Source organism: Nocardia takedensis NBRC 100417, from assembly GCF_000308695.1.
Taxonomy (GTDB): domain Bacteria; phylum Actinomycetota; class Actinomycetes; order Mycobacteriales; family Mycobacteriaceae; genus Nocardia; species Nocardia takedensis.
Window position 1 is genome coordinate 1 of the sequence record NZ_BAGG01000085.1, and the last position, 16,715, is coordinate 16,715.

13 protein-coding genes are annotated in these 16,715 nt (G+C 70.1%); 1 reads left to right on the forward strand and 12 read right to left on the reverse strand.

What is annotated here, in order from left to right:
• Positions 1-77: 77 nt before the first annotated feature.
• From ON30_RS17340 to ON30_RS40645, 6 genes are all read right to left on the reverse strand, one after another.
• On the reverse strand, positions 78-1,709 hold the full coding sequence (locus ON30_RS17340; RefSeq protein ID WP_040708470.1) for a cutinase family protein: 1,632 nt from the start codon (positions 1,707-1,709) through the stop codon (positions 78-80).
• 421 nt (positions 1,710-2,130) lie between these two features.
• Positions 2,131-4,539, reverse strand: coding sequence for a RelA/SpoT family protein (locus tag ON30_RS17345; RefSeq protein WP_040708472.1), 2,409 nt, complete (start codon positions 4,537-4,539; stop codon positions 2,131-2,133).
• 278 nt (positions 4,540-4,817) lie between these two features.
• On the reverse strand, positions 4,818-5,474 hold the full coding sequence (locus ON30_RS17350) for an NUDIX hydrolase (RefSeq protein ID WP_040708474.1): 657 nt from the start codon (positions 5,472-5,474) through the stop codon (positions 4,818-4,820).
• Between the two features lie 82 nt (positions 5,475-5,556).
• Positions 5,557-5,718, reverse strand: a complete 162-nt coding sequence (locus tag ON30_RS39235) for a hypothetical protein (RefSeq protein WP_157183763.1) — start codon at positions 5,716-5,718, stop codon at positions 5,557-5,559.
• Positions 5,719-5,879: 161 nt separating this feature from the next.
• Positions 5,880-7,139, reverse strand: coding sequence for an adenylosuccinate synthetase (locus ON30_RS40640; protein ID WP_040708475.1), 1,260 nt, complete (start codon positions 7,137-7,139; stop codon positions 5,880-5,882).
• Positions 7,136-8,068, reverse strand: coding sequence for a hypothetical protein (locus ON30_RS40645; RefSeq protein ID WP_040708476.1), 933 nt, complete (start codon positions 8,066-8,068; stop codon positions 7,136-7,138). The genes ON30_RS40640 and ON30_RS40645 overlap by 4 nt, the downstream gene beginning before the upstream one ends.
• A 119-nt stretch (positions 8,069-8,187) precedes the next feature.
• Between ON30_RS40645 and ON30_RS17365 the strand changes: the two genes are divergently transcribed.
• The gene (locus ON30_RS17365; protein WP_157183764.1) at positions 8,188-8,916 is read left to right on the forward strand and encodes a hypothetical protein; all 729 of its coding nucleotides are present in this window, start codon (positions 8,188-8,190) and stop codon (positions 8,914-8,916) included.
• A 4-nt stretch (positions 8,917-8,920) separates the two neighbouring features.
• On the opposite strand, the gene ON30_RS17370 is transcribed toward ON30_RS17365, so the two are convergent.
• The 6 genes from ON30_RS17370 to yajC form a co-directional block, all read right to left on the reverse strand.
• On the reverse strand, positions 8,921-10,534 hold the full coding sequence (locus ON30_RS17370; protein ID WP_051029466.1) for an ABC-F family ATP-binding cassette domain-containing protein: 1,614 nt from the start codon (positions 10,532-10,534) through the stop codon (positions 8,921-8,923).
• A 185-nt stretch (positions 10,535-10,719) separates the two neighbouring features.
• On the reverse strand, positions 10,720-11,292 hold the full coding sequence (locus ON30_RS17375; protein WP_040708503.1) for an adenine phosphoribosyltransferase: 573 nt from the start codon (positions 11,290-11,292) through the stop codon (positions 10,720-10,722).
• A gap of 36 nt (positions 11,293-11,328) precedes the next feature.
• A complete protein-coding gene (locus tag ON30_RS17380; protein WP_040708480.1) occupies positions 11,329-13,050 on the reverse strand; it encodes an ABC transporter substrate-binding protein in 1,722 nt (573 codons plus the stop codon).
• 59 nt (positions 13,051-13,109) lie between these two features.
• A complete protein-coding gene (gene secF, locus ON30_RS17385) occupies positions 13,110-14,315 on the reverse strand; it encodes a protein translocase subunit SecF (protein WP_051029467.1) in 1,206 nt (401 codons plus the stop codon).
• Positions 14,312-16,120, reverse strand: a complete 1,809-nt coding sequence (gene secD, locus ON30_RS17390) for a protein translocase subunit SecD (RefSeq protein ID WP_040708484.1) — start codon at positions 16,118-16,120, stop codon at positions 14,312-14,314. The genes secF and secD overlap by 4 nt, the downstream gene beginning before the upstream one ends.
• 171 nt (positions 16,121-16,291) lie before the next feature.
• Entirely contained in the window at positions 16,292-16,675 is a 384-nt protein-coding gene (gene yajC, locus ON30_RS17395; protein ID WP_083911464.1) for a preprotein translocase subunit YajC, read from the reverse strand.
• Between the last annotated feature and the right edge of the window lie 40 nt (positions 16,676-16,715).

The following is a 16,715-nucleotide window of genomic DNA, read 5'->3' on the forward strand; positions in this document are numbered from 1 at the left end:
TTCTTTGTACGGCTTCAACATTCCCCCATTCCCGCAGCGCAGGGCACGTGGTGTCGCATCGTCGGACCTCTCGGCGATCAGTTCGTGGCGAACGGGTGGGTGTTGTCGGCGGTACCGGGTCGCTCGGTGGGCGGAATCGAGGTCGCGCCGCCGGATGAGGCGCCATCGGCTCCTGTCCCGAACGGAAATTGTCCCGTACCGGAGGAATTCGGTGTAGCCGACGCGCCGGTTCCGGCACCGGAGAATCCGGGCCCCTGGTTGTTACCCTGTACTGCGGCACCTGTGCCGTGCCGCTGGGCCAGATCCCGCGCCGCGGCGGCGAACCAGTGCCCGACGAAACGGGTCGGCGCGTCGCCGTCCTCGGCCAACGCGGCGGTGCTGTAGGCCCCGTGGCGTCGCACGGTGTCCCAGTAGCGCACCCAGGTGGTGAGGTCGAGCAGTTCCCGATTGTCGGTGACTTCGCGCGCCACCGCCTCGTACGCCTCGTTCACCAGGCGCGACACCGTGGTCGGCGGCACCAGTTGCGGGATCGCGTTCGCCAACCGCGTTCCCAGCAGGCGCAGTCCCTCGGCCGGATTCGCCAGGCCGGCCGCGGCCAGTTCGGCGAGCGCGGCGGGACTCAACACCGTGCGCACCACCGCGTTCACGGCGGTCAGGCCGATCATGCCGACGCGCAGCAACGCTCGCGTCGCGGCCGCCGCGTCCACCGGGGTCCTCGGGTCGGACGCCTCGGCCAGACGCTGCGAGATCGACTTGTGCGGCGAGAGCGACAACTCGGTCAGCGAATCGCCCCGGATGTCCTGGCCCGCGACCGCCGTCGCGGTCTTGATCGAGGTGTAGGCCAACGCCTGCGAGATCGAGACCAGCGAGGCGACCGGATCGCCGCCGCTGAGCGTGGCCTGCCCGGCGACATTGGCCACCGCGCGCAGGATCGGCGCGCCCTCGGGCGCGTCGCAGGCGAGATCGCCCGCGGCGCAGAAACTGGCGACCCGACCGGTCAAGGCGGCGTAGCTCCGCGCGCGATCGCGGTCGGGGCCGATACCGCCGCCCGCGGCCGGATTCAGCGCCAGCGCCGTGATGTCGGCGACGCGCGCGCCCTCGGTACCGGGGGCCGGTTCGGGGCCGCGGCGACCCGGAGCGCCCGGGAACAGCGGCGCGCCGGGATTGCGGGTGGGGTCGGCGAACAACGCCACGGCGGCGACCCGGTCGGCCGGGATCACCCCGGAACCGCGGCCGACCTCCTGGGCGAACAGCGAGGCGACGTGCGCGCCCTGCGAGTAGCCGACGACCGCGAAACGCGTGTCGGCACAACGGTCGGCGACCTGCTTGGCCATCGTGCGCAGGCGGACCAGACCGCCCGCGACCGAGTCGGTGTACGGGGTGACGCTTTTCGCGTCGATGCCGCCGAACCCGGATTCGTAGGGCACGTAGGCCCGGTCGACCAGACCGGGTTCCGGCGCGGCGGCCAGCATGGGCCGGAACACCGTCGACAGCATGCCGGTGTCGGTGGTGGGCGCGGCGTCGGGCGAGGACTCCCCCGTGCCCTGCACGCCGAGCGCGAAGAGCGCGGGACAGGTGCGGATGGTCAGATCTGTCGACGGCCCAACGGGTTTCACCGGATCGGCGTAGGCGGGAATCGCCGACGAGACCGTCGCGGCAACGGTGACCGCGACAAGCATTCCCGGTATTCGCGCCCTGTAATCTGTCATAGCGATCCGCAATCAATCCCGTGTTGCCGAAGGTACCGTCAACGCCATGAAACCCACTAGACGGTAACAGATTCCGGCTATGACCGGTGACGCAGCGAAATCTTTTCGCGAAACGCCGGGGCGCACCACTCGCCCAGCGGCGCGTCAACGGTGTAGGCTCGGCAAGTTTTCGGACTTTTCGGTGTAGATCGCGCGCGGCGGTGTCAACCACCCGCGACACGACCGGTCATGCCGCGCGGACGAGGCGGTGCCGCGGGTCACGCCGGGACCACGATCGGAAACCGCTCGGGCAGCGCGCAACCGAGCCGGGCGCGCGAGCCGGGTCGGACGCGCGAGGCGGACCGGCGACCGCCGAGACCGCCGCACCGACGACACGACCGCGCGCGGCGCGATGTGGTCGATGCGGCGGCAGCGCCGGATATCAGGTCGCCGAGGTCACGCGGTAGACGTCGTACACGCCTTCGACGTTGCGCACCACATTGAGCAGATGGCCCAGATGCTTGGGATCGCCCATCTCGAAGGTGAACTTGCTGATCGCGACGCGGTCGCCGTGCGTGGTGACCGCGGCCGAGAGGATGTTGACCTTCTCGTCGGCCAGCACCTTGGTGACGTCGGAGAGCAGGCGGGTGCGGTCCAGCGCCTCGATCTGGATGGCCACCAGGAACAGCGAGGACGGCGAGGGCGCCCACTCCACCTCGATGATCCGCTCGGGTTGTTCGCGCAGCGAGTCGGCGTTGGTGCAGTCGGTGCGGTGCACGCTGACCGAACCACCGCGGGTGACGAACCCCATGATCTCGTCGCCCGGCACCGGCGTGCAGCATTTGGCCAACTTGGCGACCGTGCCCTCCGCGCCCGGGATCAGCACGCCCGCGTCGCTCGGGGTGCGCTGCCGCGCCGGCGTGGTCGACGGCGTGGAGCGCTCGGCCAATTCGTTCTCGACGTCGCCGATCCCGCCGAGTTGGGCCATCAGCCGCTGCACGACGTGATGCGCCGAGACCTGGTGCTCGCCGACGGCGGTGTAGAGGGTGGAGATGTCGGAGTAGTGCAGTTCATGGGCGACGGCCGTCATGGCGTCGACGCTCATCAACCGCTGCAACGGCAACCCGACGCGGCGGACCTCCTTGGAGATCTGCTCCTTGCCGTTCTCCAGCGCCTCTTCGCGGCGCTCCTTGGCGAACCACTGCCGGATCTTGGCCTTGGCGCGCGGGGAGACCACGAAGTTCTGCCAGTCGCGGCTGGGCCCGGCGTTGGGCGCCTTCGAGGTGAACACCTCGACGACCTCGCCGTTCTCGAGTTGGCGTTCCAGCGCGACGAGCCGTCCGTTGACCCGCGCGCCGATGCACTTGTGCCCGACCTCGGTGTGCACCGCGTAGGCGAAGTCGACCGGAGTCGACTTCTGCGGCAACGTGATCACATCGCCCTTGGGCGTGAACACGAAGATCTCCGGCGATTTCAGGTCGAAGCGCAGCGACTCCAGGAACTCGGCCGGGTCGGCGGCCTCGCGCTGCCAGTCGAGCAACTGGCGCATCCAGGCCATGTCGTCGACCTCGGTGCTGTCGGTGGAGTGCTTGCCCTTGGTCTCCTTGTACCGCCAGTGCGCGGCGATGCCGAACTCCGCGGTGCGGTGCATGTCCTGGGTGCGGATCTGCACCTCCAGCGGTTTGCCGTCGGGACCGACCACCGTGGTGTGCAGCGACTGGTAGACCCCGTAGCGCGGCTGGGCGATGTAGTCCTTGAACCGGCCCGCCATCGGCTGCCACAGCGAGTGCACCACGCCGACCGCGGCGTAGCAGTCGCGCACCTCGTCGCACAGGATGCGGATGCCGACCAGGTCGTGGATGTCGTCGAAATCCTTGCCCTTGACGATCATCTTCTGATAGATCGACCAGTAGTGCTTGGGCCGTCCCTCGACGATGGCGTTGATCCGCGAGGCCGCCAGCGTGTTGACGATCTCGGCGCGGACCTTGGCCAAGTAGGTGTCGCGCGAGGGTGCGCGGTCGGCGACCAGGCGCACGATCTCGTCGTACTTCTTCGGGTGCAGGATCGCGAACGCGAGGTCCTCGAGCTCCCATTTGACCGTCGCCATGCCCAGGCGGTGCGCGAGCGGGGCGATGACCTCGAGGGTCTCCTTGGCCTTCTTGGCCTGCTTCTCCGGCGGCAGGAAGCGCATCGTGCGCATGTTGTGCAGGCGGTCGGCGACCTTGATGACCAGTACGCGCGGGTCGCGGGCCATGGCGATGATCATCTTGCGGATGGTCTCGGCCTCGGCGGCCGCGCCCAGGTTGACCTTGTCGAGTTTGGTGACGCCGTCGACGAGGTGGGCGACCTCCTGGCCGAATTCCGCCGTCAACTGCTCGAGGGTGTAGCCGGTGTCCTCGACGGTGTCGTGCAGCAGCGCCGCGACCAGCGTCGTGGTGTCCATGCCGAGTTCGGCCAGGATGTTGGCCACCGCGAGCGGATGGGTGATGTACGGGTCGCCGGACTTGCGGAACTGGTGGGCGTGGCGCTCGTCGGCGACGTCGAAAGCCCGCTGCAGCAGGGTGAGATTCGCCTTCGGGTACAGCTCGCGGTGCACCGAGGCCAGCGGCTCGAGCACCGGCTTGACCGCGGCGATCCCGCGTTGGCCGGTCATCCGGCGGGCCAGGCGGGCACGCACCCGGCGCGAGGCCGAGGTGGGCACGGCGGCCGAGGCGCCCGGCTGTCGCGGCGGCACGCTGTTCGGGGTGGGGCGCGGGGCGGGCGGGTTCTCGGGGGTCGCCGAGTCGCCGTTCGACCGCGGGGCCTGATCCGCCGATTGCTCGACGTTCGCCTCGCCCAGATGCTGAGTCATGCCACCACCTCTCCACGCCGCGTCCACACCACCCTGGTCGAACGCCGCAACCGCCCAGACCACAACTTTAGTCCCGTCCACCGACGTGCGCGGGCGCACGGTTGCGGGAGCGGCGGATCAGCGCCCGCGAGCGGGGCGAACGGGGGCTCCGCGCCGGAAGGAACGGCCGTCGCGGGCAGGCTCGGCGGACAGGCCGACCAGGTCGAGCACGGTGGTGGTCGGATCGGCCATGAGAATGTCGGAGGAGGTGCGAACGCTCGAGCGGGGTGGTGGGGCCGTCATGTCCGCGCCGCGGAGGTGAGCGCGTCCGGTTCGTCGCCGAAGGCCCACACCGCGGCGGGCCTGCCGGTGGCCTTGGTGCGCCTGCGTTCGGCCGTGCGGGCGAGTCCGGGGATGGTCGCCAGGGTGCGGTTGAGGTTGGCCGGGTCCGGGCGCGCGCCGTGCAGGGCGGCGCTCAACTCGACCGCGCGGGTCGCGGGAAAAGCGTCGCCGGTCAACGCGCGGGTGAAGGTCACGTCCTTCCACAACAGCCGGGCCAGGTGACCGCGGGCCGCCTCCACGATGCGGTTGTGGTCGAAGGCCAGGGCGGGCACCTCGTCGAAGCCGACCCAGCGCGCGAGGTCGCCGTCGTGTTCGCCGACGACCGCCCACATCGCGATCGACAGCGTCGGCCCGCGCGGGTCGCGCGCGGGTTCGTCGAAGGTGACCAACTGGCCGACCGCGCCGATCGCCGCCTCGGGCACGCCGAGCTTGGTGTGCACCGCGCGACGGGCGGCGCTCACCAACCGCTCGCCGCGGCCCAGGAGCACGCCGGGCAGCGCCAGTTCACCGGTGAAGGGTTCGTGCGCGCGCGGCGCGACGCCGACGGTGAGCGCCGAATCGTCGGGCCAGTACCGCAACGTCACCACGTCGACCGAGACCACGGACTGTTCCACGGATATCGATCCTGCCGTATGACGGCGCGACGGCGCACGCGCTCCCCCGCCCGGGGCCGGGCGGACCGCGCGGGCGCGGGATTCAGGTGCGCGGGTCGCCGGGCAGCGGGAGTCCGCGTTCTTCGAGCAGGGTCGCCATCGCTTCCTTGAGCCAGGCCAGATCTCTGCGCATCCGGAGTTCCGATTCCGCCGGACCGCGCAATCGGGCCGCCAGATCGTCTTTGTGGACATGTCGGGATATCACTGCGGTATTCCTTCGTCAGCCGGTGGAGAATCGGGCTGCGAACAGTGGCCGAACTGGTGTGACGGCCTTCGGGGGCAGCCTGTCCAACGTGCGGGATGGGGAAATTCATATTACCCCGGGCGATATCCGAAAAACACCGTCCGCAATTTTCCGCGCGAATGTCAGGAATTCACCGGAATTCGCGCGCGACGGTCCGCGCGGTCGGGGCCGTCGGCGGTCAGCACCACCGGAACGCCCGTTTCGGCCGCGAACCAGGCGGCGCGATCGGCGGGCAGGTCGGCCAGTACGGGCTCGGCGTCGGCGAGCAGGTCGGTCAGCCGCCGTTGGTGAGCGAGATCGCGCCACCGCCCCTGCGGCAGGTCGCGCACCGTGCCCGCGGCGGTCCGGTAGGCGGTCGCGCCGCGCACCGTCGCGGGCGCGTCCACGTGGTTCAGGGCGAGCCCGTCCACGCCGCCGCTGACCGCCAAGGCGTAGCGCAGCAGGATCGGGTCGGCGTGGCCGATCCGGAACGCGCCCTGATACGGGCCGTCGCCGTTGTCGGGTTCCGGGATGTCCAGCGCGGGGTCCTCGGTCGGGAACGGGCCGGCGCCGTGCCGGGTGGCGTAGACGCGGGTGACGCCGAGGGTGTAGGCACGAGCGCCGAACTCGCTCAACAGTTCCCGCGCGCGCCGCGGTTCGACGGTGGACCAGGTGGTGTGTGGATGGAAGCCGCGCCACTCGTCCAGCAGCACGCCTTGGGCCCCTTCGAAGACCAACCTGCCGCGATCCGCCGCGTCGGCCGCGTATCCGGGGCCGACCACGGCGACCGACGCGGCGAATTCGCGATACATCGCGACCAGGTCGGCGATCGGTTCGTACCCGTGGGCGCTCCCGCTCAGCAGCGGCGCGTAGTGCGCGGCGAGATGGGTGAGTTTGCGCGTCAGCACCGCGGGCCGCAGGCAGTCCGCGACCCGCGGCGCGTCGTGTTCCAGTGCGTAGCGGGCTGTTTCACCGATGCCGCGGCCACAGGACCCGTGCCGAGCTAGGCCCCTGGCAGCTTCGCGCGCCCGGTTGGCGGCGATGTGGATCGGCGTGGTCAGCAGCGCGCGGGCATCCACGCGCAGCAGGCCGAACGGATCGGCGATCCCCAGCGCGGCCAGTTCCTCGGCCTCGGCGGCCAACGCGATCGGCTCGACGAGCATGTGCCGCGACAGCAGGGTCGGCACCCCCACGAAGGTACCGGACCCGAACTGCGCGAACGTGTGTCGCCTGCCCTCGGCCCGCACGGTGTGCGCGGCCTGGGCCCCGCCGTTGAACCGCACCACCGCCGACACCGGGACGGCGGACTCGGCCGCGCACAGCCAGTCCACGGTGGCCCCTTTGCCCGCGTCGCCGAAGCCCAGGTCCACCACGATGACGTGGCCGTCGAGCAGGGGGCTCACGCCGCCCCGCCGGGCAGCGCCCGCGGCCTGTCCAGCGCCTTGGCCACCGCCTCGGCTTCGCCGGCCGACCCGATGTCGCGCAGATCCGCCAACCCGGTCGCCAGATCGACCCGGTCCTCGCCGAGTCCGATGGTGAGCGCGATGAGTTCGCAGACCGCGGCCGGATCGTCGAGTTTCAGGAAGTTCTGACCGAGCAGTCCGCCCCAGTGCGCCGCGATCTCCGGATCGTCGTAGTAGCTCGACTGATTCGGCAGGATGTAGTGGACGTGCCAGCGCTGCGCGAGTTCCCGGTAGATCGAGGCGGGGTCGACATCGCTGCGCACATGGTCGCCGATCACGGCGCGGATGTGCCGCGAGGCCAGTCGCGGTTTGTTCAGTTCGTCGCCGATCAGGAACAGGTACCCGCGTTCGCGGCGCTTGTCCCACTGGTCGGTGTCGACGTGGGTCGCCATGAAATAGGCGGCCAATTCGTAGCTCTCGGATTTCTGTCCGCCACCACCGCCCTCGAGCAGAATGTTTCGCAACTGTTCGTCCATGCGGTTGTCGGATTCGAACTGGCCGATCTGCAACGGGACGCGGTCGGTGTCGGCGTCGCCGATCGCGCCGAACAGGATCTGCGGATCCTCGGCATATCCCTTGGCGCGCAGCAACCCGTGCAGGCGACCGAGTTTGGTCTGCATGATCATCGGCACCTGCCCCATCGACCCGGTGACGTCGAAGAGCACCGCCACCGGCAGCGCGGCGCCGTGTTCGGCCGAGTCCCGGCATTCGCGCCGCACCCCGAGCGGGTCCAGCGTGGGATGCGCGGTCCATTGCGCGTGCGGCCGTTCGCGCATGCTCGCGGTGTAGCCGAAATCCTCGATGCCCCGGCTCCTGCGGTAGGTCCGCGCGGCCCGGTAGGCGGTGTCGTCCCAGCGTCCGTAACCCATGTCCGTCCTCCTCGGTTCGAGTTTTAGTGTAGTAAACCAAAACAAGTGGGTCAAGGGCGCGCCCCGCGCCGCGCGCGGACGATTGGCGGATCAGCTAAGTGGTGGTGAACAATTCAGCGGTGCGAGAACTGTGGGACCGGACCTACCTGGCGCTGCTGCCGTGGACCGACATTCCCCGACGTGAGCTCGATGCCCAATGCCGACAGGCCGTCCTGGCCGCGCTGGCCCTGCTCTGGGGCGGGTGCGACGACGACCTGCTCGACGGCGCGGCCACCGACGACCAGGTGCACGCGATCGTCGCCGCGCAGACCGCCTACGGTCTCGGCTGGCGCGACGCGGTGCTCGGCGACATCCCGGGCCGCGCCCACGCCGCGGGACTCGGCGACGGACCCGGCAGGCTCTGGGCGCCACCCGAACGCTGGAACCTCGGCCGGGGCAGGGCCTTTCGCGCCACCCTGCGCGACAATCTCGGCTTCTTCGCCCGCCACCCGCGCTCGCAGGAACTGCGCCTGGTCCGCACGGTGCGCGCGGCCGTGGCCGCCGCCGACGCCGATCCGCGCACCGCGCTCACCCTGCTCTACCGGGCGGCGTGGACCGAACACGCCACCGAACGCCTCGGCTGGAGCGACGCCGAATGGTGGCAGTACCTCGGCATCGACGAACTGACCACCTGGGCGGTGATCGCCCTGCGCATCCCGATGGAAGAACCCGACCGGGCAGGCTGGGCGGTCGAGGAGGTCGCCGAAGCCGTCAGCCCGCCGGAGTGGACCTGGGACGGCACCGGACTGCCCGACGAATTCCTCGAGGCCGCCTTCGACACCCTCGCCCTGCCCGTCCGCGAGTTCTGAGCGGCTAGTCCACCGGCGCGTCCTCGGCGGCGTCGCGACCGTCCTCGACCAAGCCGTCCTCGGTCAGTTCCAGCCGCCGGGTCAACCCGATCTCGTCGAGGAAGCGCGGATCGTGGCTGACCACGATCAGCGCGCCCTCGAACCCCGCCAGCGCCTGGGTCAGATGCTCCAGACTCGGCAGGTCGAGATTGTTGGTCGGCTCGTCCAACAGCAGCAGTCGCGGCGCGGGTTCGGCCAACAGCAGCATCGCCAGCGCCGCGCGCAACCGCTCCCCGCCCGAGAGCGCACCGGCCGACACATCGGCCGCCGCGCCACGGAACAGGAACCGCGCCAACTGGCCGCGGATCCGCTCGGCCGAGGCGTGCGGCGCGGCCGCCGCGACATTCTCGAACACCGAGCGCTGCTCGTCGAAGACGTCCAGGCGCTGGGCGAGCATCCGCCACGGCACCTTCGGCGGCGTCTCGGCGATCCGCCGCAGCAGCGTCGTCTTGCCGACGCCGTTGCGTCCGGTCAACGCGATCCGCTCCGGACCGCTGATCCGCAAGCTCACCGTCGGCCCGCAGGCCAACTCCACCGCCTCGAGATCCAGGACGTCCTGCCCCGGATACAGGCGGGTATCGGGCAGTTCGACACGGATCTCCCGATCGTCGCGCACCAACTCCTCGGCCTGGGCCAACTGCTCACGCGCGGTGTCGAGCTTGTCGATGTGCTGGTTGCGCAATTTGCCCGCCGAGACCTCGGCGGCCCGCTTGCGCGCCCCCATCACGATCTTCGGCTCGCGCTTGTTCTCCTGCATCTTGCGCCCGTAGCGCAGACGGCGATCGAGTTTGACCCTGGTCTCCACCAGTTCCCTGGCCTGTCGGCGGACATCGCCGCGCGCGTCGCGCACCGCGGACAGCGCCGCCTCCTGTTCGGCGGCCACGATCTGCTCGTAGGCGCTGAAATTGCCGCCGAACAACCGCAATTCGCCGTGCCGCAACTCGGCGATGGTGTCCATGCGCTCGAGTAGGTCGCGGTCGTGGCTGACCGTCAGAACCGCGCCGCCGAACTGCGCGACGACCTCGTAGAGGCGGCGGCGGGCGTGACCGTCGAGGTTGTTGGTCGGCTCGTCCAGCAGCAGCACCTCCGGTTCGGCGAGCAACTGCGCCACCAACCCGAGCAGCACCGTCTCGCCGCCGGACAAGGTGTCCAGGGTGCGATCCAGCTGGGCTGGCAAATCGGCCAGATAGTGCAGGCCCAACCGCCCCAGCAGCGCGATCGCGCGCTCCTCGACGTCCCACGAAGTGCCGACGACCTCGAAATCGCGCTCCTCGGCGACGCCGGATTCGACGCGGTGCAGCGCCGCGCGGATCTCGGCGATGCCCAGGACCGCGTCGACGCGCTGCCCCGGAGCCAGACCGAGATCCTGCCGCAGATAGCCCAGCCGCCCCGAGACGGTGACCGAGCCGCGCACGGGCGTGAGTTCGCCCGCGATCAGCCGTAGCAAGGTGGACTTTCCCGCGCCGTTGCCACCGACCAGGCCGATGTGCCCCGCGCCGAGTACGGCGCCGAGCCCGTCGAAGACGGGTGTGCCATCGGGCCAGGAGAAAGTGAGATCGGAAAAAGACAGAAAGGTCATGGGAACCCCAGAGGTTGCGACGGGATCGCGGCGCGCGAACTGCGGGCCGCCCGGAAGCGCTACCTCATGAGAGCAACGGCATGACTCCGATCAACGGGAACAAGACTCGACCAGAGTAGAACAACGCTGTCGGGTGCGCCAGTGAAATATCGGTCACACGCGCACCGACCTGTCGCGCGGGTGGACTACACCCGGATGATCGAGGTCACCGGATAGTCGCCCTGTCGGGCCCGGCCCTCCAGGAAGGACAACTCCAGAACCACGGCGGCGGAGACGATCTCGGCCCCCGCCTGGGTGAACAGCTCCCCCGCCGCCGCGAGCGTCCCGCCGGTGGCGAGTACGTCGTCGAGCAGCAGCACCCGCTTACCCGCCAACTCGACGCCGTCGGCCGGGATCTCCAGGCCCGCGGTGCCGTATTCGAGGGTGTATTCGCGCGCGAGCACCGGCGGCGGCAGTTTGCCCGCCTTGCGCACCGCGAGGACCCCCGTCCCCAGGGTGGCGGCGACACCCGCGCCGAGCAGGAACCCGCGCGCGTCCACCCCCGCGACCAGATCCGCGTCGGGGGCGCACGCCGCCAGGCAGTCGATCACCGCGCGGAAACCCTCGGGATCGGCGAACACCGGGGTGAGATCCGCGAAACGCACACCGGGAGTGGGGAAATCGTCACGCCACCTGGTCAGCCGCTCGACCTGCCCGGCGGCCCGCTCGGTCCGCTCGGCGAATGCGTGGTCGGATTCGACCGCCGCGTGCTTGCTCATCGACACCTCTCATTGTCACTCACCCACACACACCTGTCACCGCTTCAGCACCCAGCGATCCATGTTCCAGCCCGTTCCGGCCTGGTCGGGACCGGCGATGCCGTTCTGCAAACCGTTGGCGAAACCGATGGTCCTCGGGTTCGCGAACAGCGGGATGCTCGGCATCTCCGACCACAGCAGGTTCTCGCTCTCGGTGAGCAGGCTCAACTGGACGGCCGAGTTGTCATCGGCCGCAAGCTGATCGGTGATCGCATCGTAACGGCCGTTGGCGAATCGCCCGAAATCGAGTCCGCTACCCGCGCGCAACGCGCCGGTGGCGGCGGTTCCGCTCAGTGAACCCGACGGGCCCGAGGCCGCGCCGGTGCCCGCGAGCACCGCGTCGACCTTGCCCTCGGCGAGCTGGGCGGGGGTGAAATCCGGTGCGCCCGCGTCGATCACCGACACACCGGCGGCCTTGCAGGATTCGGCGATCGCCGCGACGGTGCGGGCGCGACGGTCGTCGGGAGCGGCGTAGCCGATGCGGATGGTGGGATTGGGCACGCCGGCCCCCGCGAAGGAACCGGTCGCCCCCTGGATGTCGGTCTTGGCGTATTTCTCCGCCGCGCCCGTGACCGCGCCGTAGTACAGCGAATCCTGCTGCACGGTGCGGGAATTGAGCGGCGCGGCACCGAGTCCGGCGGTGGGGGCCTTCTCGACCCGGCCGAACTGGTCGAACAACTGCTGACGCGGGACGCACAGCGCGAACCCGCGGCGGGCCTGCACCGACCCGAACACCCCGCCGGTGGCGAGCACCAACTGCTCGGCGCCGCGGCCGGGGACCGTCTCCACCGCGAAACCGCCCAGATCCAGGTCGGGCACCGACTTCGCGCCGATGTCCAACACGCTGACCGCGTTGTCGCCGACCTTCGACTTCAGATCCGCCGACCGGCCGAACACCACGATCCGCCCGGTCGCGGGCTTGTTGCCCCACCAGCGTTCGTTGGCGACCAGAACCAGGCCGTCCTTCGGATCGTAGGACTCCACGCGGTAGGGCCCGGAGGACGGGAACCGCGACAGATCCAGATCGCCCTGACCGAGATTCCACCCGGTGTTCCAGAAATCGGCCAGCTTGCCGATGGCGACCGGATCGGCGCTCTGCACCGCCGACACCACGTTCGGGATACCGGCCACCTGGGCCGCCACGTGCGCGGGCATCAACTCGCCCGCGGCGAACAACGTCTGCCACGGCAGGTAGCGCCGTTCCGGGCGGAACACCACGGTCGCGTCCTTGGACCCCGGCTGGCAGTCCACCCGCTCGATCGCGTCGTACCCGGCGGTGGTCGCCGAATCGAACGCGGGCACCTGGCCGCGGTCACCCGGTTTGGTGAACCGACCGCTGCGCGCGGCCCAGGTGAGCACCAGATCGTCGCACGAGGTGGGGACGCCGTCGGAGTACACCCCGTCCGGGTTGAGCCGGTACTGGATGGTCTGCGATTCGCCCGGCACCTCCTTGGCGGTGCCCGCGTCGGTGTCGGCGACCTGCTGGCCTTCGGGACCGGTGTAGAAGAACCCGGTGAGCACCCGGCCGAACACCGCGGACGACCCGCCCGCGGCCCCGAGCGCCGTCCCGCCGTTGTAGGTGCTCAGGGCCACGTCGACCGCGTAACCGATCGAGGGCACCTGGTTCTCCCCCGAACACCCGGCCGTCAGTCCGCCTGCCAGGGCTGCGGCGGCGCCCGCCGCGATCAGGCGCGCCACCGCGCCGGGACGTGCTCGCATGGAACGAAACTCCCTACCGTTGCGTACGGATGCTCACCGCGGGTCAGTGTTCGTCGTGCTCAGTGCCGGTGCTTGTGCCGCTTCCCGCTGGGGCGCGCGCCGGCACGGGGGCCGGTGGCCTGCGAGGGACGACGCTCGGCGGGCGCGTCCTCGGGGAGCTTACGTCCGGTCGCGGCGATCACCCGGCGTTCGGCCTCCGCGCGGGCGCGCTCCGAGGCCGCGCCCGATCGGCGCGCCAGCACCTTCTTGGTGTGCGCGGCCACCGGGCCGAAGCGCTCCTTGATCGAGACCAGCACCGGCACGGCGAAGAAGATCGAGGAGTACGCGCCCACGACCATGCCGACCAACTGGACCAGCGCGAGGTCCTTGAGCGTGCCGACGCCCAGCAGCCACACCGCGATCACCAACATGCCGATGATCGGCAGGATGCCGATGACGGTGGTGTTGATCGAGCGCATCAACGTCTGGTTGGCGGCCAGGTTCGCCTGTTCGGCGTAGGTGCGTCTGGTCAAGTGCAGCACGCCCCTGGTGTTCTCCTCGACCTTGTCGAACACCACGACGTTGTCGTAGAGCACGTAACCGAGGATGGTGAGCAGGCCGATCACCGCCGCGGGCGTCACCTCGAACCCGACCAGTGAATACACGCCTGCCGTGACGATCAGGTTGAAGAACAGCGAGGTGATCGCCGCGATCGACATGTCGCGTTCGAAGCGGATCGCGATGTAGATCATCGTCAACGCGACGAACACCAGCAGCGCGATCAACGCCTGCCGGGTGATCTGCCCGCCCCAGGTCTCGCTGATCTCGGCGATGCTGATCGCGTTGCGGCTGACCTGCCCGCTGGAATCCTTCGGCTGGAACTCGTCGAACAGCGCGTTCTGCAACTGCGTGGTCTGGTCGAGGTCCAGGGTGTCCGAGCGGATCTGGATGGTGGCGCTGTCGCCCGAGCCGACCTTCTGCACCGAGACCGGGTCGTGGCCGAAGGTGTCGGAGTAGACGTCCTCGACCTGTTCGGTGCTGATGCCGTCGGCGGGCAGTTGGATGCGCGAGCCGCCGGCGAAATCGATGCCGAGGGTGAACCCGCGCACGGCGATGCTCAGCAGCGAGATCACCAGGAAAGCGGCGGTCAGGGCGTAGTAGAACCGGCGCTTGCCGACGATCTCGAAGCCGCCGGTGCCGGTGTAGAGACGCTCGAAGATGCTGTGCCGCGGCGCGCTCGCGCGCTCCGGCTCGTCCTCGAACCGTTCCATGGTGGGAGTGCTCATCGGGAAGTCTCCTTCACCGGAACGCCGCCCGCGCCGCGTTCCCGGGCTATCTGTTGCATCACGCCGAGTCCGTTGACCGAGGGCTTGGACCACCACGGCGAGCGTGAGGCCAGCATCATCAACGGCGCGGTGACCAGGTAGAGCACGATGACGTCGAGCACGGTGGTGATGCCGAGGGTGAACGCGAAGCCCTTCACCTGGCCCGCGGCCAGGATGTAGAGCACCACCGAGGCGATCAGGCTGACGGTCTTGCCGGAGAGGTTGGTGCGCTGCGCGCGGGCCCAGCCGCGCGGCACCGCCGAACGGAAGCTGCGGCCTTCGCGCATCTCGTCCTTGATGCGCTCGAAGAACACCACGAACGAGTCGGCGGTCAGACCGATGCCGATGATCAGACCGGCGATGCCCGCGAGGTCGAGGGTGAACCCGATCCAGCGGCCGAGCAGCACGATGATGCCGTAGACCGCGAAACCCGCCGCGATCAGCGAGAACCCGGCCAGGAAACCGAGCATGCGGTAATAGGCCAGGCAGTAGAGCAGCACCACGATCAGACCGATCGCACCCGCCAGCAGACCGGCGCGCAGCGAGGACAGACCCAGGGTCGCCGAGACCGTCTCGGCCTCCGAGGTCTGGAACGACAGCGGCAGGGAGCCGTACTTCAGCGTGTTGGCCAGTTCCTTGGAGCTGGCGGCGGTGAAGTTGCCGGAGATGGTGGTGCGGCCGCCCTGCTGCGGGCCCTGCTGGACCACGGGCGCGGACACCACGCGGGAGTCGAGCACGAACGCGACCCGCTTGTTGACCATCTCACCGGTCAGCGCGGCCCACTGGTCGCTGCCGCCGGATTTGAACTCCAGGTTGACCTCGTGGCGCGCCTGCTGGGAGTTCAGTCCCGCGGTGGCATCGGCGATCTCCTGGCCGTCGATGCGGCTGGGGCCGAGCAGGTAGATCTCGGGGTTCTGCGAATTCGCGATCGAGCAGGTGACCAGCGGCAGCGTCGGGTCGTCGTTGCCCGCGAGCGGGTCCGGCTTGGTGCAGTCCAGGTCGGTCATGGCCTTCTGCTGCACGGCCGGGTCGGTGCTCTGCCGGGTGGCCTTGGCGTCGGCGATCTCCTTCTGCGCCTGCTCCTGCGGGGTCAGGTCGCCGTCCGGGGTGACCGGGGCCTGGGCCGGGAACACGCGCGGCTGGGGGGCGGGAGCCGGTTCGACCGCGGGCGCGGGTTCCGCGGCGGGCGCCGCCGGGGCGGGCTCGACGGCGGGCGCGGGCGCCGGGGCGGGGACCGGTTCGGGCGCGGGGGCCGGAACCGGCTCGCCCGCGGGGGCGGGAGCGGGTTCGGCGCCGGGCACGGGCGCGGGGGCATCGGTGGCCGGAGGTACCGCCGGCGCGGTCGGTGTCTGCTGCGTGGCGCCGCCCGCGATCTTGCCGTTGGGGGCCTGCTGCGCACCGAGCACCGGGCGGATGTAGAGCTTGGCGGTGGTCGCCAGCGACCGGGCCTGCTGACTGTCGTCGCCCGGCACGGTGATCACCAAGTTGTCGCCGTCGATCAGGACCTCGGAACCGGAGACGCCGAGACCGTTGACACGGCTCTCGATGATGTCCTGGGCCTTGCGCAGACTGTCCTGGGAGGGCTTGCTGCCGTCGGGGGTGCGCGCGGTCAGCGTGACCCGGGTTCCACCCTGTAGGTCGATACCGAGCTTGGGTGTCGGGGAGTTGTCACCGGTGAAGAACACCAGCGCATAGATCACGGCCAGCAGCGCGGCGTAGACACCGAGCAACCGGAACGGATGCGCCGATCCCTGGGAAGGTGGCACAGTACGTATCTCCTAGGCGGGAAGTCGAGGGTGGAACTGACGGGCGCGCGTGCTCGCCCGAGAGGCGCGCCCGCGGGCGCGAGAATACGTCCGGTCACCGGACGGCGCGCGCGGGGGTCCCGATCGGACCGCGCCGCCCGGGACGGGGCGTCGCGGGCGGCGGTGTCGGGGTCAGTCCTTGGTCAGCCGGGTCTGGGACGGCGCGTCGGTCTCGCTCGCCCGCTCGGCGGCGTCGACGGGTTCGGCCGCGCCGAGCGCGGGCTCCTCGGCGGCGGTCTCGGCGGACTCGTCGGCCTCGGTCTCCTCGGTGCGCACCGTCAGGATGGATTTGCGCAGCCAGGTGGTGACGACGTCCTCCGCGATCTCCAGGTCGACGGTGTCCTCGTCGAGATCGACCACGGTGCCGTACAGCCCCGACGTGGTGGTCACCGCGTCGCCGATCTTCAAGCCCTCCTGCATCGCGGCGACCTTCTCGGACTCCCGCTTCTGACGGCGGACGCCGAGGAACATCGGCACGAACAGGGCTACCAGCAGCAGCGGAAACAGGAGTTCCATCGTCGAAGTCAGTCCCTAGTGTTGGTGGGTGGGATGGGCG